This window comes from Formosa agariphila KMM 3901, assembly GCF_000723205.1.
In the GTDB taxonomy this organism is placed as follows: Bacteria; Bacteroidota; Bacteroidia; order Flavobacteriales; family Flavobacteriaceae; genus Formosa; species Formosa agariphila.
The window spans coordinates 1488339-1507551 of the sequence record NZ_HG315671.1; the positions used below are offsets into that span (position 1 = coordinate 1488339).

The 19213-nt window shown below is 31.4% G+C and carries 25 protein-coding genes; 10 read left to right on the top strand and 15 right to left on the bottom strand.

The window, feature by feature from the left end:
• Nucleotides 1-2: 2 nt before the first annotated feature.
• Nucleotides 3-1268, bottom strand: a complete 1266-nt coding sequence (locus BN863_RS06285; protein ID WP_038528659.1) for an oligosaccharide flippase family protein — start codon at nucleotides 1266-1268, stop codon at nucleotides 3-5.
• A 93-nt stretch (nucleotides 1269-1361) separates the two neighbouring features.
• Between BN863_RS06285 and BN863_RS06290 the strand changes: the two genes are divergently transcribed.
• Nucleotides 1362-2345 carry a helix-turn-helix transcriptional regulator gene (locus tag BN863_RS06290; protein ID WP_038528661.1) on the top strand — a complete coding sequence of 328 codons (984 nt, stop codon included), beginning with the start codon at nucleotides 1362-1364 and terminating at the stop codon, nucleotides 2343-2345.
• Nucleotides 2346-2724: 379 nt separating this feature from the next.
• Entirely contained in the window at nucleotides 2725-3390 is a 666-nt protein-coding gene (locus BN863_RS06295; protein ID WP_038528664.1) for a hypothetical protein, read from the top strand.
• On the opposite strand, the gene BN863_RS06300 is transcribed toward BN863_RS06295, so the two are convergent.
• Complete coding sequence (locus BN863_RS06300) at nucleotides 3356-3919, bottom strand: NUDIX hydrolase (protein WP_038528666.1); 564 nt, start codon at nucleotides 3917-3919, stop codon at nucleotides 3356-3358. The two genes, BN863_RS06295 and BN863_RS06300, sit on opposite strands and share 35 nt — an antisense overlap.
• Before the next feature lie 48 nt (nucleotides 3920-3967).
• The gene (locus tag BN863_RS06305; RefSeq protein ID WP_038528669.1) at nucleotides 3968-5056 is read right to left on the bottom strand and encodes a M42 family metallopeptidase; all 1089 of its coding nucleotides are present in this window, start codon (nucleotides 5054-5056) and stop codon (nucleotides 3968-3970) included.
• 101 nt (nucleotides 5057-5157) lie between these two features.
• Between BN863_RS06305 and BN863_RS06310 the strand changes: the two genes are divergently transcribed.
• Both BN863_RS06310 and trhA read left to right on the top strand, forming a co-directional pair.
• Entirely contained in the window at nucleotides 5158-5865 is a 708-nt protein-coding gene (locus BN863_RS06310; protein WP_038528672.1) for a DUF4294 domain-containing protein, read from the top strand.
• Entirely contained in the window at nucleotides 5862-6488 is a 627-nt protein-coding gene (trhA, locus tag BN863_RS06315) for a PAQR family membrane homeostasis protein TrhA (protein ID WP_038528674.1), read from the top strand. The genes BN863_RS06310 and trhA overlap by 4 nt, the downstream gene beginning before the upstream one ends.
• A 7-nt stretch (nucleotides 6489-6495) precedes the next feature.
• Here trhA and BN863_RS06320 read toward each other — a convergent pair whose 3' ends face one another.
• From BN863_RS06320 to BN863_RS06330, 3 genes are read right to left on the bottom strand one after another with little or no spacing between them, the layout of a single operon-like run.
• Nucleotides 6496-6927, bottom strand: a complete 432-nt coding sequence (locus tag BN863_RS06320; RefSeq protein WP_038528677.1) for a DUF4268 domain-containing protein — start codon at nucleotides 6925-6927, stop codon at nucleotides 6496-6498.
• 3 nt (nucleotides 6928-6930) lie between these two features.
• Complete coding sequence (locus BN863_RS06325; RefSeq protein WP_038528680.1) at nucleotides 6931-7605, bottom strand: ZIP family metal transporter; 675 nt, start codon at nucleotides 7603-7605, stop codon at nucleotides 6931-6933.
• Nucleotides 7605-8336 (bottom strand): class I SAM-dependent methyltransferase, encoded by a 732-nt coding sequence (locus BN863_RS06330; protein ID WP_038528683.1) that lies wholly within the window; start codon nucleotides 8334-8336, stop codon nucleotides 7605-7607. Before BN863_RS06330 ends, BN863_RS06325 begins: the two co-directional genes overlap by 1 nt.
• A gap of 58 nt (nucleotides 8337-8394) precedes the next feature.
• Between BN863_RS06330 and BN863_RS06335 the strand changes: the two genes are divergently transcribed.
• Nucleotides 8395-9552: a THUMP domain-containing class I SAM-dependent RNA methyltransferase gene (locus BN863_RS06335; RefSeq protein WP_038528686.1), complete on the top strand. Its 1158-nt coding sequence runs from the start codon at nucleotides 8395-8397 to the stop codon at nucleotides 9550-9552.
• A gap of 35 nt (nucleotides 9553-9587) precedes the next feature.
• Here BN863_RS06335 and BN863_RS06340 read toward each other — a convergent pair whose 3' ends face one another.
• The 4 genes from BN863_RS06340 to rlmD all read right to left on the bottom strand — a co-directional run bounded on the left by BN863_RS06340 (nucleotide 9588) and on the right by rlmD (nucleotide 12933).
• The gene (locus BN863_RS06340; RefSeq protein ID WP_038528689.1) at nucleotides 9588-10127 is read right to left on the bottom strand and encodes a lipid-binding SYLF domain-containing protein; all 540 of its coding nucleotides are present in this window, start codon (nucleotides 10125-10127) and stop codon (nucleotides 9588-9590) included.
• A gap of 126 nt (nucleotides 10128-10253) precedes the next feature.
• Complete coding sequence (locus BN863_RS06345; RefSeq protein WP_242404076.1) at nucleotides 10254-11006, bottom strand: DUF6048 family protein; 753 nt, start codon at nucleotides 11004-11006, stop codon at nucleotides 10254-10256.
• Nucleotides 10978-11517, bottom strand: coding sequence for a DUF6452 family protein (locus BN863_RS06350; protein ID WP_038528695.1), 540 nt, complete (start codon nucleotides 11515-11517; stop codon nucleotides 10978-10980). The genes BN863_RS06345 and BN863_RS06350 overlap by 29 nt, the downstream gene beginning before the upstream one ends.
• Before the next feature lie 6 nt (nucleotides 11518-11523).
• Nucleotides 11524-12933 carry a 23S rRNA (uracil(1939)-C(5))-methyltransferase RlmD gene (gene rlmD, locus BN863_RS06355; protein ID WP_038533267.1) on the bottom strand — a complete coding sequence of 470 codons (1410 nt, stop codon included), beginning with the start codon at nucleotides 12931-12933 and terminating at the stop codon, nucleotides 11524-11526.
• A 247-nt stretch (nucleotides 12934-13180) separates the two neighbouring features.
• Here rlmD and rocD point away from each other — a divergent pair, with 247 nt between their 5' ends.
• Nucleotides 13181-14425: an ornithine--oxo-acid transaminase gene (rocD, locus tag BN863_RS06360; RefSeq protein WP_038528698.1), complete on the top strand. Its 1245-nt coding sequence runs from the start codon at nucleotides 13181-13183 to the stop codon at nucleotides 14423-14425.
• An 81-nt stretch (nucleotides 14426-14506) separates the two neighbouring features.
• Here rocD and BN863_RS06365 read toward each other — a convergent pair whose 3' ends face one another.
• Both BN863_RS06365 and BN863_RS06370 read right to left on the bottom strand, forming a co-directional pair.
• Entirely contained in the window at nucleotides 14507-14830 is a 324-nt protein-coding gene (locus tag BN863_RS06365; protein WP_038528701.1) for a CCC motif membrane protein, read from the bottom strand.
• A gap of 5 nt (nucleotides 14831-14835) precedes the next feature.
• Nucleotides 14836-15132, bottom strand: a complete 297-nt coding sequence (locus tag BN863_RS06370; RefSeq protein WP_038528704.1) for a DUF2752 domain-containing protein — start codon at nucleotides 15130-15132, stop codon at nucleotides 14836-14838.
• A 102-nt stretch (nucleotides 15133-15234) separates the two neighbouring features.
• Here BN863_RS06370 and BN863_RS06375 point away from each other — a divergent pair, with 102 nt between their 5' ends.
• The 3 genes from BN863_RS06375 (at nucleotide 15235) to BN863_RS06385 (ending at nucleotide 16490) form a co-directional block, all read left to right on the top strand.
• Entirely contained in the window at nucleotides 15235-15450 is a 216-nt protein-coding gene (locus BN863_RS06375) for a hypothetical protein (protein WP_148304573.1), read from the top strand.
• Nucleotide 15451: 1 nt separating this feature from the next.
• Nucleotides 15452-16009, top strand: coding sequence for a Smr/MutS family protein (locus BN863_RS06380; RefSeq protein ID WP_038528709.1), 558 nt, complete (start codon nucleotides 15452-15454; stop codon nucleotides 16007-16009).
• 133 nt (nucleotides 16010-16142) lie between these two features.
• Nucleotides 16143-16490, top strand: coding sequence for a hypothetical protein (locus BN863_RS06385; RefSeq protein ID WP_148304574.1), 348 nt, complete (start codon nucleotides 16143-16145; stop codon nucleotides 16488-16490).
• A 95-nt stretch (nucleotides 16491-16585) separates the two neighbouring features.
• On the opposite strand, the gene BN863_RS06390 is transcribed toward BN863_RS06385, so the two are convergent.
• The gene (locus tag BN863_RS06390; RefSeq protein WP_051774573.1) at nucleotides 16586-16846 is read right to left on the bottom strand and encodes a hypothetical protein; all 261 of its coding nucleotides are present in this window, start codon (nucleotides 16844-16846) and stop codon (nucleotides 16586-16588) included.
• A 157-nt stretch (nucleotides 16847-17003) separates the two neighbouring features.
• Nucleotides 17004-17153, bottom strand: a complete 150-nt coding sequence (locus BN863_RS18450) for a hypothetical protein (RefSeq protein ID WP_158408970.1) — start codon at nucleotides 17151-17153, stop codon at nucleotides 17004-17006.
• 297 nt (nucleotides 17154-17450) lie between these two features.
• Between BN863_RS18450 and BN863_RS06395 the strand changes: the two genes are divergently transcribed.
• Nucleotides 17451-17969, top strand: coding sequence for a DUF421 domain-containing protein (locus BN863_RS06395; RefSeq protein WP_038528715.1), 519 nt, complete (start codon nucleotides 17451-17453; stop codon nucleotides 17967-17969).
• A gap of 34 nt (nucleotides 17970-18003) precedes the next feature.
• Here BN863_RS06395 and BN863_RS06400 read toward each other — a convergent pair whose 3' ends face one another.
• A complete protein-coding gene (locus BN863_RS06400; protein ID WP_038528718.1) occupies nucleotides 18004-19014 on the bottom strand; it encodes a glycoside hydrolase family 113 in 1011 nt (336 codons plus the stop codon).
• Nucleotides 19015-19213: the final 199 nt, after the last annotated feature.

The window sequence follows — 19213 nt, forward strand, 5'->3', positions numbered from 1 at the left end:
AGTTACTTTAGATTTAAGATAAATAATCTTCGATTTTTAATAGATAATTGTACTAATGGATATATAATGTTAGTAACTAAATGACTTAATAATACAGCCGCTGCAGCACCATTTAAATAATATATTGGAATTAAATAATAACACAGCACAAGGTTGGTTACACAGCCTAAAGCAAAACGATAAACCTCGTGTTCTAATTGGTTAATTGTAAGTAAATGCTTCTCGTATAACATCCCAATAAACACAAGTAAAGGTGACCAACAAAAGATTTTTAAGGGAGATTTAGCCTCGGTATATTGTTCTAAAAAATAAGTGTTTAAAATGTAGTTACCAAAAACCGTATAAAATAGACCAATCCCAATACCTAGTAGAATCATGGCAGAAGTTAATTGCCTAAATTTAGAAATATACCCTTGATTATCGTCTTTATAAGATTCTGCCAAAGACGGATATAAAGCATTAATAATAGCAAATCCTAAAGTCCAACTTAAGCCAATAACCAAGTATTGAACACTTCCAAAAACACCGTTAGCATGGTCGTTATAAAAATATTTCAGAAACATTTCATCTATTCCAATATACAGCATCACTAAACCACTCGAAATCATTAATGGAATAGCCATGATTAATAATTCTTTTCCTAGAAGCAGTGATATCGACAATTTTTTTAAGCTAAAGCTTTTATTGGTTAGTAACGCAATTCCGTAAATTATACCTTGAATTAGAAAATCTAAAGCTAAAACTTTAGCAAAGTAAAGTACATCTAGATTGTGTTTTACACCATAATACTGAAGTAAAATAATAATTATGAGACTGGTTATTTTACTTATAAATATGAATTTAGCTTGTTTTTTTGCTAAGAAAAAACTTTCAAAAACATCGGTTAGTCTAAATAAATAACTAAGTAATAATATAATATAAAGATTGAATAAAGCCGTGTTTTTAGTAAACAATAAATATCCTAAAATTCCGGTACTTAATAGCAACCAACTAATTAAGCGGATGAAAAATGTAGTGGCTACAATTTTTTCAGACTGTTTGGGTTTAAGCACCATCTCGCGGATAGAAATAGCTGTAAGACCTAGAAAAAAAACAGGTGCAAACATGCCTAAGAGCGCTTCAACAAAATGTAACTTACCAATATCTACAGTGCCTAATGTGTTAAATATTTTAGGTATAATAAATACGCCAGCAAAAAGTTGAATAAGCTTCTCTAATGAAAACCAAGCGGTCGAATTTAAATCTTTTCTGCTAAAAGCAATTGGCATAGATATATAAATAAGGAGCCAAATATATAAAATACTCTTGTGTAAAGAAGTTTGCTTCTAATTTATTATTTTGCCTATCTATAATCATCTTTTATGACTTCAGAATTTCTTCGACGCTATTATGTTTTACGAATTATTAAAAGTCCAGAACTATATGGGCTTTCTAAACCTTATGTTACTTACGAAGAATTGAAACGTGCTTTAGATTTTATAGTGGAAAGAAACTATGAAGATAGACTTTACGAAAAACTGGAATCGAATAGTAAAAAAACGATTAAACGCGATTTAGAAGATATTAAATCTTTTTACCACATCGATATTAAGCTGAAACGTAATCATGGGTATTATATTTTGGAGCAGGATTTCGTTATGTCGGATAAGCTGAAAGAAGTTTTCGAAAAAACAGAGCTCTATTTATTACATCATCACGCACATGCTTGGAAACAATTTGTGACGATATCCAGAACCTCGTTAAGTGCGTATGTGGATATGGTAGCGTTAATTAATGCTATAGAATGTAAGTATTTTGTAGAGATAGATTATAAAGGTTGGTATGATGATAATAGATTTGAGAAATTAAAAAATGTGTTTCAACCGTTACATATTAAAGAAATAAATAACGCTTGGTATTTAATAGCGCATAATCCTGACGTTGGTATATATTCGATGTGTTTGGATAGTAGAATTAGTAGTTTATTTATAACCAATAGAGTCTGTAAAGACCCCATTACTTTTAATGAATCGGACTATTTTAAGAATTCAATAGGAATTTTAAAATCAGACTTACAAGCGGTTTGGATCCATATAAAAGTGGCAAATCATCACTTTAAATATCTTGAAAATAATTTTTTGCATCATTCGCAGGTTATAACGGCCCGCCCAATAGATTTAGACACTGAAGATTTAGATTACAGTAACGAACGCATTTGGGGAGTACTTAAAATTTATGTAGAACCCACTTACGAGTTTTTTATGCAAATACTAAAATATAATCGCTGGGTTAAAATTGTTTCTCCTGCTCATGTAGTAAACGATATTAAGTCGACATTAAATAAGATGTCTGCGTATTACAATTAACACATTATCTTTTTTTTTAATATCACCTCACGTTTTTTTCTTTTTATTTAAAATTTGAATTTCAACGAAATTATTTGAAACAGACATATTTTGTCTTCTTGGTAAATAAATTTGGTTTAATATTATTTATTAATTGTATTTATAACAATAACTAATTTTTTGAGAAAGAAATAAATTAATGAAAGTGCTATTGTCAATATGAAATATAGGCTGTTATTAGATGTAATAATTTACACTAAAAACAGCCTTTTTTCTTACAAAAAAATGAAACAGACATATTTTGTCTATTTCAGAACTATCTTTGAAATATCAAAAATTTAATATCGCTATAACCTAGAGGTGGTGTTAAATCGCTATTAACTAACCAAACCTCCTAAACATGAAACATATCCTACTATGTGTTCTTTGCTTATTTTGTATTAATTTTAGTCATGCAAAATCTACTTACAGTTTTTCTAATAATTCCCCTGCAGAAAAACAATTTAATCCCATTTTAATTGAAAGTGATTATCTGTCTGAACAAAGTCAGAAATTCATTAAAGAAGAAATTAACTTTGTTAGAGTTTGTGAAGAAGCCACTAAATTTTGGCAGTCTGATGAAACCCGTGAAGCCCGGTGGGAACCTAGAGTCGAAAAATACTTTAATACCTCTAGTTATGCTACTTTCGAAAAAAAATCAATAAGAGAGCAATTAAGTATTCAGCAATCTCAATCCGATTTAGATAAAATAATAAACATTGTTACTCAAGAAAGCGTTTCTGAATTTACTACAGAATTAACTCTATTTGGATTTTCATTATTTTTAATGGGAGGTATTGTGGTTTATACTAAAGGTAAGTATATTGCTGTAAATGTACTACTTACCACAGTAATTTGTGTGTGGTTTAGTTTAAAAAGTCAGATAATTAAAGATAATCTTGAAGATTTTTTAATCTTAAAAAATACGCGATTAACAGAAAAGGTTTATGGTATAAATTCTAATATACAGAAAACTAAAAGTCTAAGAATTCCTAAAGATTTAGAAAGCTTACTTGTTTTTGAATAGCATTTAAAACCGTGTTATAATATGGTCTATTAGAGGGGACAAAATAGTCGTTTGTTTCGCTCTGTGCTAAAAGGGTTTTAAACGTTGAAATGCTTACAAGTTGTAACGCTTCAACTTCTTCAGGTTGCGGCGTTAATGTGTTTAAGGGTGATTTTAATTCGGCTATATATGTATGATGAAATTCATTGTCTTGTATTCCTGAATCATAACTTTGAAAACACTCGAAAACACCTATTTTTTGTAAGTTTTCTATTGCTAGTTTCAAACTAAGTTCTTCTTGCATTTCGCGTAATGCAGCAGTTTCAATGCTTTCGCCTGCATCTACATGCCCAGCTACTGAAACATCCCACATGCCGGGGCAAATCGCTTTTTTATAACTGCGTTGTGCTAAAAGTATCTCTCCAGACTTAGTATATAACCAAACATGAGCTGTGTTGTGAAAATACCCTTTTGCATGAATTTCAGATTTCAATGCAATTTCTCCAGTTGGTTTACCGTCTTTAGTAACAATGTCTATTAATTCGTCCATATGCACTATTAAAAAGTAATCCCGCCAATGGCGGGATTACTTGAATTTTTATTTAAAATAACTAAAAGTTTCACCTGCTTTTATGTTTAAAAGCGATTCATAAATTAATTTAATTACATGTTCTACGTCTTCACGGTGTACCATTTCAACCGTAGTATGCATATAACGTAGCGGTAAAGAAATTAGGGCAGAAGCCACACCACCATTACTATATGCAAAAGCATCTGTGTCTGTACCTGTTGCACGAGATAGGGCAGAACGCTGAAAAGGAATTTTATTCTCTTCTGCTGTATCTGTAATTAAATCTCTTAATTTTTGTTGTACAGCAGGAGCATAAGCGATTACAGGTCCTAAACCTAATTCTAAATGACCTTCTTTTTTTCTATCGATCATTGGCGTAGTAGTATCGTGTGTTACATCTGTAACAATAGCAACATTAGGTTTAATGGTTTGTGTAATCATTTCTGCGCCACGAAGTCCAATTTCTTCTTGCACAGAGTTTGTAATATATAATCCAAAAGGAAGTTCTTTCTTATTTTCTTTTAATAAACGAGCCACTTCAGCAATCATGAAACCACCCATTCTATTATCTAAAGCGCGACACACAAATTTGTCTCCGTTTAAAATATGGAATTCGTCTGGATAGGTGATTACACAACCCACATGAACGCCCATTTTTTCAACTTCTTCTTTGTCTTTTGCTCCTACATCGATAGTAATATTTTCTACTTTAGGAGTTTCTTCTTTAGATTTATCTCTTGTATGAATTGCTGGCCAACCAAATACACCTTTAACAATGCCTTTTTTAGTGTGAATGTTAACTAATTTACTTGGTGCAATTTGGTGATCACTACCACCATTTCTAACAACGTAAATTAATCCATTATCCGAAATGTAATTTACATACCATGAAATTTCATCGGCATGTCCTTCAATAACAACCTTGTAAGGAGCATCTGGATTTATAACACCAACAGCTGTTCCATAGGTATCTGTTATAAACTCATCTACATAAGGTTTTAAATAATCCATCCACAACTTTTGCCCAGTCCATTCGTAACCAGTAGGCGCTGCATTATTTAAATATGTTTCTAGAAAGTCTAACGATTTTTTATTTAATATACTCTTCTTTGCCATTTGAAATAATTTTCCATAAAAATAATAATATTAATAAGATTTTAGGGTTAATAGAACTCTAAATTATTAATTTTGGAATAGTTTTTGGCTTCAATAATTATATGAAATTTTTCCTGTTAACTTTATTACTTTTCCCATGTTTTGCTTGGACTCAAATAGAAGGTCCTGTGCAAGATAGTATACAAGATATGTATATTATTATAGAGGGAGATTCTATTGTTAGAACGAGTATTGATTTAGATGAAGTCATGATTCTTAATAAAATAGAATTTGTTGATAAAAAGGAACATTATCAATATTTAATTCTACGCAGAAAGACACTTAAAGTCTATCCGTATGCAAAATTGGCAGCCGATAGATTACAAGCATTAAAGTCTAGATTAGATGAGTTAGATAAAACTCGGTTACAAAAGCGATATATAAAACAGGTACAAAAGTATTTAGAAGACGAATTTTCTGCCGAACTAAAAAAAATGACGCGTACCGAAGGTCAGATTTTAGTTAAATTAATCCATAGACAAACGGGAATTACCACGTTCGATTTAATTAAAGATTTACGAAGTGGGTGGCGTGCGTTTTGGTTTAATAACACCGCTAAAATTTTCGATATTTCTTTAAAAGAAGAATTTAATCCTATGAATTCTAAAGAAGATTATTTTATTGAAGATATTTTAGAACGGAATTTCCAAAACGGTAAATTGGAACGACAAAATTCTGTTTTAGATTTCGATTTTTATGAAGCAGAAAATAAATGGTCTAAACGATTGGATGTACCAAAACCCACAGTAGCAAAACGTTCTGAGAAATGAAAATTCAATCACCTTTTGAAGAAAAACTAAATACCTTAACACATGCCTTTGGAGCTGTTTTAGGTGTACTTGGTTTCGTATTACTGTTATATTATAATGAACAAAAAACGGCTTGGACAACCTTTAGTGTTGTTGTTTATGGAATTTCGGTAATTGTGTTATTTTCTGCATCGGCCTTATATCATTATGTAACAGAAGAAAAGCAAAAACGGTATTTGCGTATTGTAGATCATATTAGTATATACTTGCTAATTGCAGGTACCTATTCGCCTGTACTCTTAATATCTTTAAAACACAGTTTAGGATGGGAATTGTTTTTTGTTGTTTGGGGCATCGCCGCGTTTGGGTTAATACTAAAACTATTCTTTACAGGTAAATTCGAATTGTTTTCTACGCTTTTGTATTTGGTAATGGGTTGGTTGGTTGTGTTCGATTTTTCTAATCTTGCAGAAGTTATAGGCGAACAAGGCGTGTATTTATTATTTGCTGGAGGCTTATTTTATACTGTAGGGATTATTTTCTATGCTTTCGATAGAATACCATATAATCATGTAATATGGCATTTATTTGTATTGGCAGGCGCCATTAGTCATTTCTTAATGATATTTTTATACGTTATTTAAAAGCCTTCTAATCATCTTTTAAAATATCGGCGTAATCTTCAAAAAACATTTCAAATTTATCCATTTTGTCGTTGAAGAATTCCATAACTTCTTGCCAAGTATTCTTATTATGTATAGATACTTTTTGCTCAAGAGGTACGTAAATTCTTGAGATTTCTTTTCCGTTATCTAGCAGAAATTCTTCTTCAAAAATAGCATCAGGTAAATAATCTTCTTTTAAAATAGATTTTAAAGATTCTAATTTTTCCCAGTGTTTAATACGATTTTCCAAATCTTCTTCCACATCTAAAGTCACAAAAGCAGTTTTAGTATCGAAATGAAATTTAAAGCTAAAACCTTTAATTTTTGTATCGTAAAGCACCCATTTCCTTGGAAAAGATTTCCCGAAACTGGTCCAAAATAATTCTCTTAACTGTCTAGATTCTTCTTTACTGAACATAATTTAAATGGCATAAGCTGCGGCAACTCCCGCAAAAATTGAAATGAGTTTGGTGAGGTTGAATTTGTGGCCTTCGCTACTTTCAAATAAAATGGTTGTAGAAATATGGAAAAATATTCCGATTACAATCGCGTTTATAAAATGGATGTAATCTTCTACTAACGAGACGTGATTCGATATAAAAGTCCCAAGCGGTGTCATGATTGCAAATAATCCAAGAAATCCTAACGTTTGTAATTTAGTATAATGCGACTGAATTAAAAACGTTGTAATTAAAGCTGCAATGGGAATTTTATGAATTAATACACCGTACACCATATCGTTGTGATGATGAATTGGAAAACCTTCTAAGAAACTATGAATACATAAACTAATAAACAATAACCAAGGAAAAGTGGTATCGTGTTTATGTACATGCACATGGCCATGTTCTGCACCTTTAGAAAAGAATTCTAATACAATTTGCAATAGAATTCCAATCATAATAAAGAGTCCAGTTTGTCTAGCAGGCAAATGGTGATAGACTTCAGGAAGCAATTCGAATAAGGTTAATGCCAATAAAAAGGCACCACTAAACGATAATAATATTTTGGTGTTTAAGGCCGGTCTATTTTTACTAAAAAAAGCTAAACCTATACCTAAAATAACGGCAACAAAGGGAAGTAAATACGAATTCATTATTTAATAAGCATAACTAAACGATCTGATGTTTTTGCATCAAATTTTTGTAATTTATAATTTCCAAAAACTTCTAATAAGTTTACATCTGCAGCTTCAAAAAGCAATTCAAAGTCTTTTAGGGTAAAGGCCCTTACGCGTTCTTGAAAGTTATAATCTTCGCCTTCAAAAGTAAACGATATGTCTTTAATAATGTGGCCATCTTCAACATAACGCTTTAAGTTAAAAGTAATACCATCTACCACTTTTGTGTCTTCAGGAACTAAATTTGCAATAACATGGTCGGAATTCATAAAATCGATAACACCTATGCCGTATTCATTTAAATCACTTTTAATAGATTTTATAGTATTTAGGTTGTCCTCATCTTTATCGAAATAGCCAAAGCTGGTAAATAAATTAAAGACCGCATCGAAAGTGCCAGGAAAAGGTTTACACATGTCGTGAACCTCGAATTTTAACGTATCATTTTCAAACTGCTTGGCATGATTAATACTATTTTCCGATAAATCGGCACCAGTAACTTGATATCCTAAAGAATTTAGATAGACCGAGTGTCTCCCTTTTCCGCAGGCTAAATCTAAAATATGACTGTTTTCGTCGATATTTAAATATTGTGTTAGGTTATCCATGAACATTTGTGCTTCACGGTCGTCCCTATCTTTATATAAAATGTGGTAAAAAGGCGTATCAAACCACGATACATACCAGGTTGTGTTATCTTTTATCATTTCTAAACTATGTAGGGTGCAAAAATACTGTATTTTTGTAATCTATTTAAAGTAAATAATGGAGAATAATTTTAAAATGGTTGCCAAGACCTTATTTGGCTTTGAAGAATTATTAGCAAACGAATTAACTCAGCTTGGTGCGCAACAAGTTGAAATAGGTGTAAGAAACGTAAGTTTTGTTGGAGATAAAGGCTTTATGTATAAGGCAAATTTATCGCTTAGAACAGCTATTAAAATTCTAAAACCTATACGTACTTTTCGTGTGGTTACAGAGCAAGATATTTACGATAATGTTTATAAAATGCAATGGGAAAACTACATGAAACCTACGGGTACTTTAGCTATAGATGCTACTGTAAACTCTACGGTATTTACGCATTCATTATATATTGCTCAGAAAACTAAAGATGCAATTGTAGATAAATTTAGAAATACATCGGGAATACGACCTAACGTAGATTTAAAATTTCCTGACTTAAAAATTAACGTACATATAGACAGAGAAAAGTGTACACTTTCGTTAGATACGTCTGGGGATTCTTTACATAAGCGTGGCTATAAAACGGCAACAAATATTGCGCCTATAAACGAAGTGTTGGCAGCTGGTTTAATAATGCTTTCTGGTTGGGACGGACAAAGTGATTTTATGGATCCGATGTGTGGTTCTGGAACTATTTTGGCAGAAGCCGCTATGATTGCTTGTAATATTCCGCCAAACTTAATGCGTAAAGAATTTGCATTTGAACGTTGGGAAGATTGGGATGTTGAACTGTTTGAGAAAATTGAAGAATCGCTTTTAGGAAAAACTCGAGATTTCCATCATAAAATTATTGGGTACGATAAATCGCCATCTGCAGTAACTAAAGCCATTGAAAATGTAAAAAATGCACATTTAGATGAATTTGTAACTGTTAAGCACGAAGATTTCTTTAAAACTCAAAAAGGAGGAAGCGAGAAATTACATATGTTATTTAATCCGCCTTATGGGGAACGATTAAATATTGAAATGGAAGATTTTTATAAAAGTATAGGGGACACGTTAAAACAGAATTACCCAGGAACAGATGCTTGGTTAATTACCTCTAATTTAGAAGCTTTAAAACATGTTGGATTAAGACCATCTAGAAAGATAAAATTATTTAATGCCAAATTAGAATCTCGTTTAGTAAAATACGTGATGTATGAAGGTAGTAAGAAAGCAAAAAAGCAAGTGTAACACACTTGCTTTTTTTTATTTTAAAAGTATAAAGGTTATTTAAACGCTTTATATTTAAATTTTTGTCCACCTACAGAAATATCTGCCATTAAACCACCTTTGGTTTGTGTAAACACGGCAACTCCTTCAGAATATTTAGCATTAAATGATTCTCCAGATTTAATAGCTGTTGCTGACGCACCTGCATCGAATTTAAATTTTCCTTTCTGGAATTCTTCTAATTCTTTATCTGTTTCAAAGAAAATGACTTCAATTATAGCTTCTCCACCGGCTTGAAGTCCAACGTTAAGCTTTTTAAGACTTGCCATTCCTATTTTAGCACCGTTTTTTTTGTAAACAACTCCATTACCTGAAGCTCCACCTACAATAAATGCTGCTTTACCAACATTAGGGAAAATAACATATCCTGCAGCATTATCAAAGAATTTGTTCAAATCAGGATTTGTTTCAATAAGTGTTTTTTTTGCAGTATCTGCATCTTTAATTATGGCCTGATCTTTCTCGCTTTGAGCAGTAGCAGAAAACGCCATTAGCCCGATAGTAAGAACCATTACTATTTTTTTTAAGTTATTCATGATTGTTAAATGTTTTAATTATTAAGTTAAAATTAAAGTTAAATAAAAATTTAATACCCCATGTGTTTAATTCAGTTTATTGTTAACTCTACTGAATTTGAATAGATTGCCAAACGATTATAATAATTATTTATCTTTTTTATACAACGGAATTAAATACGAAATGGAATACCCATATCCTGTTCCTATGCCTAGACTGTCGTAGGTTTTATTAAAGCCAGGGATATAAAGATTTTCAAAATTATCAGGTTCACTTTGTGTAATTAAACCTTTAATTTCTACATGAGCACCTAGGTATAGATTATTAAGAATTTCAACCTTAAATCCAATAATTAGTTCTGCCCACAGTGCTGTTAATCCGTTGTAATCTTTAATGTCTGAGGATGAAAATTGCGGTGCCCAATATTGATTTTTGGTATAAATAGAATAACTATTTAAAGTTTGACTGAATGCACTTGCACCAATTCTAAATCCGCCGTAAATCATATTTTCCATGTCTAACCAATTTCGGTAGGCATTATAATCTACACCAACTTTAAAATAACTTCCTTTGGTGGTTGCATTATAAAAATCGTTGAATTCAGTGTTGTTTTCTGCACCAAATTCACCTGCGAGGTAAATAAATTTAGTTAACCTATAATCTCCAACTACTTCAAAACCTTCGTAATCTTCTTCAAACGCGGTACGTACCAATTTACTTAAATCGACACCTACGCGTAGTCCATACTTCTCTTTTATTTGAGTAGAATCTTGAGCTTGAGCTGCCACAATAGAATCTTTAGTGGCAAGTTTTCCTAATTCGGATTGAGCAAGAATCGAACCACTAAAGCAAAGTATGGCAATAAGGGTTTTAATGGTATAGTTTAAATTGTTCTTCATTCTCATCCTCTACAGATTGGTTATCGTTTACTGATCGAATTAGTTGGATCCAATTATCGTCATCTTCAACTAAATTGATACTTACATTTCTATATACTGTTTTATAGCCACAAGCACGAGAGACATAAATTTCTTCCATATCGTAACTAATTGTAATTATATCTTCATTTCCTGTTACAGTATCATCAGAATCATCGTCTGGTGTGTCATTATCGTCTAGAACATATTCCTCGTAAAGCGAGTATTGTGTAACGGTATCGGTAGTCTTTAAAGGAATGGCAATAGAATCTGTTGCAACAACATCATATCCAGGAAGCACCTCGTCGTTACCCACACCTTGTACTCTAAGGTTGGTTACGCTGTATAACACATCTGTATTAGGATTTGTAACATCGTAAAACCTAATAATTAAACTTGGCGTAGTGGGCGTGTCGTTAGAACAAATATCATCTTTTTCACATCCTAAAAAGCAAAATGCAATTAAAAGTATAATGACAAATGAATATTTCATAACTGATTATCTTTTTTCTAAAAGTACAATATTCTCTACGTGATGCGTTTGTGGAAACATATCTACAGCTTGTACTTTGGTCACTTTATAAACAGCATCCATTAATTGTAAATCTCTAGCTTGTGTAGCACTATTACAACTTACATATACAATTTTTTCTGGCGAAACATTTAATAACATTTGTACCACGTCTTTATGCATTCCATCTCGTGGTGGATCTGTAATAATAACATCTGGATGCCCATGAGTGTTTATAAACGCTGTGTTAAACACATTTTTCATGTCGCCCACATAGAAATCTACATTGTCTATATTATTGGCTTTTGCGTTTTCTTTAGCTGCTAAAATTGCATCTGGAACAGCTTCTACACCAACTACCTTTTTAGCGTTTTTAGCCACAAATTGAGCAATAGTTCCTGTTCCTGTGTATAAATCGTAAACCAATTCGTTTCCGGTTAATCCAGCAAATTCACGTGTTAATTTATATAACTGGTACGCCTGATCAGAATTTGTTTGATAGAAAGATTTTGCATTAATTTTAAATTTTAAACCTTCCATTTCTTCAAAGATATGATCACGACCACTAAAACATACAATCTCTTGGTCGTAAATGGTATCGTTTGCCTTGGTGTTAATCACGTATAATAAAGAGGTAATTTCCGGGAATGTTTCAGCTAAATAATTTAATAATAATTCACGTTTCTCTTTATCTTCTTTAAAGAACTGAATTAAAATCATTAATTCTCCTGTAGATGCTGTACGTATCATTAAAGTACGTAGTAATCCGGTTTGGTTTCTTGTATTAAAAAATTCCAAATCGTTTTCAATAGCAAATGCTTTTACGGCATTTCTAATAGCATTAGAAGGATCCGCTTGTAAATGACATTTATTGATGTCTAAAATCTTATCCCACATGCCTGGAATATGAAATCCTAATGCGTTTTTGTCTTCTAAATTTATATCAGACTGAATTTCTTCAAGAGTTAACCAACGGCTATCACTAAAAGAGAATTCCATTTTGTTTCTGTAAAAATACTGTTCGGCAGATCCTAAAATAGGCGTAACCTCGGGCAATTCGATATGACCTAAACGACGTAAGTTGTTTTCAGTTTCTTTTTGTTTGTAATGCAATTGCCATTTATAATCCATATCCTGCCATTTACAACCGCCACAAACGCCAAAATGTTCGCATTCTGGTGTAGTACGTTTATCAGACAATTTATGGAAAACGGTAGCTTTCCCTTCGTAATAAGCTTTACGCTTTTTGTAGGTTTGAATATCTACCACATCGCCTGGTACAGCATTTGGTAAAAAAATAACTGCTCCTTCTGGAGATTTTGCGATGGTTTTCCCTTTTGCTCCTGCATCAAGGACTTCTATATTTGTAAAAACTTGTTTTCTATTTCTTCTTGACATGCGACAAAAATAAGGTGTTTTTAGCTTTTGTTTACACGTCTTTACATATTTTTTAGAAACGAATTGCATTTTTAAAATGAATATAGAAGTAGAATGCATTTAAAAATGTAACATATTATTTTAATCCGCTTTTTATATTTAGTAATTTGCAAACAGTTTAATGGGTGATTTCTCTCCATTTCAAAATTTTATAATTAAGTTAGAGACAAGTTAGGAATAGAAAATTATCAATTTAAAATATATTAAAATGGCTGTTTTAGACCAATTAACTTCTCAGCAAGCAATTGACTTAGAAAACCAGTACGGTGCACACAATTATCATCCGTTACCTGTAGTGCTAACAAAAGGCGAAGGCGTTTTTGTTTGGGACGTTGAAGGAAAAAAGTATTACGATTTCTTATCGGCATACTCTGCGGTAAACCAAGGACACTGTCACCCTAAAATTGTGGGCGCAATGATAGAGCAAGCCCAGAAATTAACTTTAACATCTCGTGCATTTTATAATGATATGTTAGGGAAATACGAAAAATTTGCATGCGAATATTTCGGTTTCGATAAATTATTACCCATGAATACTGGTGCCGAAGCTGTAGAAACAGCCTTAAAACTATGTAGAAAATGGGCCTACGAAGTTAAAGGTGTTGATGAAAATGATGCTGAAATTATTGTTTGTGAAAACAACTTCCACGGACGAACGACAACCATCATATCATTTTCTAATGATCCTGTAGCACGTAAAAATTTTGGTCCATATACAGATGGGTTTATAAAAATTGAATATGATAACCTAAAGGATTTAGAAGCCGCTCTAAAAAATAATCCGAATGTAGCAGGATTTTTAGTGGAACCTATTCAAGGTGAAGCTGGTGTGTATGTTCCAAGTGAAGGGTATTTAACACAAGCCAAAGCGTTGTGCGAAAAATATAATGTATTGTTTATTGCAGACGAAGTACAAACGGGAATAGCTAGAACAGGACAATTGTTGGCTGTAAATCATGAAAATGTAAAACCAGATGTATTAATTTTAGGTAAAGCATTAAGTGGAGGTGCGTATCCAGTAAGTGCTGTGTTTGCAGATAACGCAGTTATGGATGTTATTAAACCAGGAAACCATGGAAGTACGTTTGGAGGTAACCCTATTGCAGCAGCAGTTGCTATTGCCGCTCTTACGGTTGTTAAAGACGAAAAGTTAGCAGAAAATGCAGAAACACTAGGACAGTTATTCCGTAGCGAATTAGATAAATATATAGCTACAAGTTCCATTGCAAATTTAGTGAGAGGAAAAGGGTTGTTAAATGCTATTGTAATTAATGAAGATGAAGATAGCGATACGGCTTGGAATATTTGTTTAGCACTTCGCGATAACGGATTATTAGCAAAACCTACACACGGAAATATTATTCGTTTTGCTCCGCCATTAGTAATGACTGAAGCACAATTATTAGATTGTGTAGCAATTATAATTAAGACATTAAAGCAGTTTGAAAAATAAGCTTTTTAAATACACTAAAAAAGCGATTCTTTAAAATAAGGAATCGCTTTTTTTATATCTAACATTTGAGTTTAAGTTAACTTAATAATCGTAACCACTCTGTCTCATAATTTCGTTAGTTTGCTCAATCATTACATCCCAATCTGTAGTAGCAAGAGTGTACACGGTGTACAATAAATACAATGCATTTATAATAAGAATAACTAAAGCTACTGTTTTAGCATCATTCATTCCTTTAAAATTCTCGTAACGTTCTGGGTCTAACTCTACATCTTTTAATTTAGAATGCGCCATGTAAAATGCAATTCCTGCAGGAATTACACCCATTCCGCCTAGACAACAACATAGCAATCCTAATCCAGATAATACGTAAACAGTTGTGGTTTTTAAGTAAATTCTTTCCATATAATTTATTGAATATTAGTGGTCGATAATTTTATAAAATAGCTTATTACAATAATAGCGATATTAACTATAAAAAGCCATTTTTTTATTGATTCTTGGTGTTTAAAAGACATAAATATGTTTAAAACAAGCACTATTGCTAAGAGTATAAGTGTGTAAACGGCTGGATACATTTTAAAAGCATCAATAAAATGCCCTTGAAAAATTAAAGCTATGGCGCGCTGTAATCCACAACCTAGACAGTCGAAACCAAAAAGTTGTTTGTTTATACACGGTAGCATGTAATCTTCAATAGAAGACATAAGGTTTAAAATTTGGAATACAAATATAGTATTATATGGATGCATTTTATAGAGAAGAATATGAAAGTACTTTATTTAAAATTGTAATTTTGAATTTTTAAAATGAAAACTAAAATCATGAAAATGTCCCAAACCCTAAATTATATACTCATTGTCTTCGGAATTATAGTAGCAATGTATGCTAAAGTAGATGATTCTGAAAACACCTATCTTTTAATTTTGGGAATTTGTAGTTTACTTTTTGGTGTATTTAAAATTTCGCAAACCATACCGAGTAAAAAACAAAATGAAGACGAGTTTAACACTGAAGACGAATAACATGAATTTTAAAAAAGGAGATACTGTTTCTGTTTTAGATGAAGACATGTCTGGAATTGTTTTAAAAATTGAAGGACAGTCTGTTTCTGTAGAAACTACAGACGGTTTTATTTTAAATTTTGAAGCTCATGAGCTTATTAAAATTAAGTCAGAAAAAGCTTTAGACTCAGATTTGTTTTTTAATAATCCTTCTCATAAAGTCATTTCTGAAAAAGAAGAATATAAACCTAGAAAATCGGTTCGCGTAAAACCTAAAGAGCGTTTTGAGCCGACTATGGAAGTCGATTTACATATCCACAATCTTACTAAATCGACACGAAATATGGGGAACTACGATATGCTATCCTTACAATTAGATACGGCGAAGCATAAATTGGAATTTGCTATGAAAAACAGAATCCAAAAAATAGTGTTTATACATGGAGTAGGAGAAGGCGTGCTTAAAATGGAATTGGAGTACTTATTTAACCACTACGATAATTTAAAGTATTACGATGCTAATTATCAAAAATACGGTGTAGGCGCTACCGAAGTTTATATTTTTCAGAATGTTAAATAATCAGTCTTTAAAATAGAATACATAGGTAATGGTTAAACAACGGTTAGTTTCAAATTTTGACTCGATATTTAGAGCAAAATTATATTTTTTTCTTAAAAAGTCACTTTGGAAGTATTTAATCTTTACACTTATTATGGGGTTTTCATTACCAATAAACAAAATGAATCCTGTAGTATCTGGTTTAATATATTTTGCAGCTGTTATGCTTTTATTATGGCCTTTACAGTATTTAAGCGCCAAACGATTTAGTAAGTTAATTAATTTTGATGCTTTAGTAGAATTCAAAGAAGATGAAATTAAACTGAATCATAACATTACTAACACCACCGAAATACACAATTGGAATTGGGTAAATACTATTGATATAAAAAAAGATAAGATTTGGTTAACTCTAAATGAAGCACGACCTTTTGCGGTTTCAATACCAAAATCTAAATTAACTCAGTCTGAAATCGATTTTTTTAAATCTAAAATGGCTTAAAATATAATCGCCTCAAGTTCCCCTTATACGCTTTAAAATAAAAACTCCACCTGATAAGGGGTGGAGCATTAATAAAAGGAGATTAATTAGTGTTTTCAATCCCAGTTTTTAATTTCTTTTTGAATCTCTTCCTGACTTCTATTCGTACGTTTTGCTACACGTTCTGTCATTAAAGTAAATTCTCCTGAACGATAATCTACATCTTCCGATGTAAGTGAAGGATACTTTTTCCGGTATTCCTTTTGGATTTCATTCCATTTCTTTTGTAAATCGTCCAAATTTAATGGTCCATTTTGTGCTCTATATTCTTGTTCTTGTTTCCGATTGTTATCGTGTTCATCATTTGTATTTTCCATAATTCATAATGATTTAAATAATTGTACTCTAAATTACAATTAGTAGTATTGATATGTTAATCTTAAACAAACGAAAATTAACCGTATTGAATTTTTAATACAAAACGTTTAAGTGATTTACATACAGGTAATTATTTTAATAATAATTCGTTTTCTGTTATTGCGGAATCTTTTCATGCTCTTCTTCCTGTTTGTCTTTAATATAGGTGTATGCTAAATAACCTAACTGTAAGGCAACAAATACAATTTTTGCTTTTCTGCTTTTCATTAAAGCGCTTCCTAATCCTAATAGTGTTGTGGGTTTCATATATGTATATTTTAAGTGATGAATTCATTCGTGTTAATACAAGATTTATTATAAACGAAAGAATTCTGTAGTATTTCTTTCTTCTAAGGTAATGTGTTTATACAAGTTGGGTTAACCGAAAGGATTACATTTTTATCTCATATAAATTCTCGTACTTCATATTATATTAAAGACTTAGCATGCTTAAATACGTTATAAGCCTATATGATTTAAGTATGCGAAAGAGGTCAAAATTTTATTTTTTGAATTAATACATCTGCTTGTTGTGTTATACTTTTATTGATAAATACATCCATTATGACACTCACAGAATTTTTTTTATTGATTTTATCAATTTTCGGAATATTCAGTATTATTATCTTAATAACACGTTTATTCGGACTTAGAACTTTTGCTAAAATGTCTAGTTTCGATTTCGCGTCTACAGTCGCCATTGGATCTGTATTAGCATCTATAATCTTAAATAGTGATTACTCTATACTAAAAGGAGCTATTGCATTAGGAACCATTATTGGATTTCAAACCTTGTTCGCATTTTTGGTAAGAAAAAGCGATTTTTTTAGAACATTATTTACAAACAAACCACAAATTATTATGTGGAATGGAAAAATACTTCATAGTAAATTGAAATCGTGTAATGTGAGTGAAGGCGATCTTATTGCAAAATTAAGAGAAGCCAATGTTCATGATTTTAGCGAGGTAAAAGCGGTAATTTTTGAAAGCACAGGCGATGTTTCAGTCATTCACAATAGTGAACAAAAAGCAGTTGAATATAGAATGTTTCAAGATGTAAGTACAGAAAATTTGAATGTTTAATTTTTTTAAGAATACATTAAAGACAAACTGAACATTACTCTGCATACTTACCATAATACGTTTTAATCAAATTTTCAACAGGTTTGTTTTGAGGGGTAAATCTAGAATCTTGTTCTCCACCAGAAGTATCATGATTAATAAACCATTTCCAAACAAATCCACCAGCAAACCACTCTTCATGCCAGAAGGATTCAAACAATGCTTGGCTACAGTTTAGCTGAGCTTCAAGATTAACTTGAGTCATATTTCTATCACTTTTCCAAGGTTCTTTACCTGCATAATCTACACTTCGGTAACCGTATTCTGTAAATAAAATAGGTTTATTGTAAGTGTTATAATAATCATGAATAAATTTTTTATGAGAAGACCAACCAGCTAATGCATCCTCAAAAGTTGGTGTCTGGTTTTTACTTAAAGGAAAATAAGCATCAATACCAATATAATCTAGATTGCTCCAAAATGGAGTGTATTTAAATTCATCCCAATTCGCAGCATACGTCAATTTCCCTGAGTACACGTCTTTAATTTTTAAAATTAAATTCTGCCAATATTCTGGTCTGTGTTTAATAAATTGTTCTAATTCAGTTCCAATACAAAATAAATCTACGTGAGCGTCTTCAGCCAATTTAGCATATTCTAAAATGAATTTGGTATAAGAATCTTCTAAAATTCTCCAGTTGTTTTCGGTTTCCATTAATATGTTTCCCGTAAATGCACCATGACTAATCCAAATTTGTGGCTTTAGCATAATGTGAATATTTTGTTTCTGAAGAGCTTGTATATAATGTTTTGCTCCAGACTTTGTTTCGCCGTACCATTGGCGGTCACTATTATATTTAATCTCAGGATGATTTATATTTCTAATAAATCCGAAAGGCATTATCGCGGCGTAATTGGCATTTAAATTCACTATAGGTTTAATATGGCTATCGTGAATAGTATCTCTAGAAGCTACAAAACTTACGCCGTTAATTTTTTGAGATTGAGATTGGCAAGACAGTATCGTAATTAGTAATAGTAATACTAGTGTATGTTTCGATTTCATATAGAGAGATTCAAACTTCTAAATTAGTATAAATTGAAAATATAAAACGATTTTAATGTTAATTATAATACCGAATTGCGATTTGAAATTCATAATGCTTAAAACTTAGATGTTTATCATACGGTTTTAACCTCTAAATTAAAATACTAAAATTATGGACAGGTGTTTAATCCTAAATAGAATATAATTGTATTGTCTG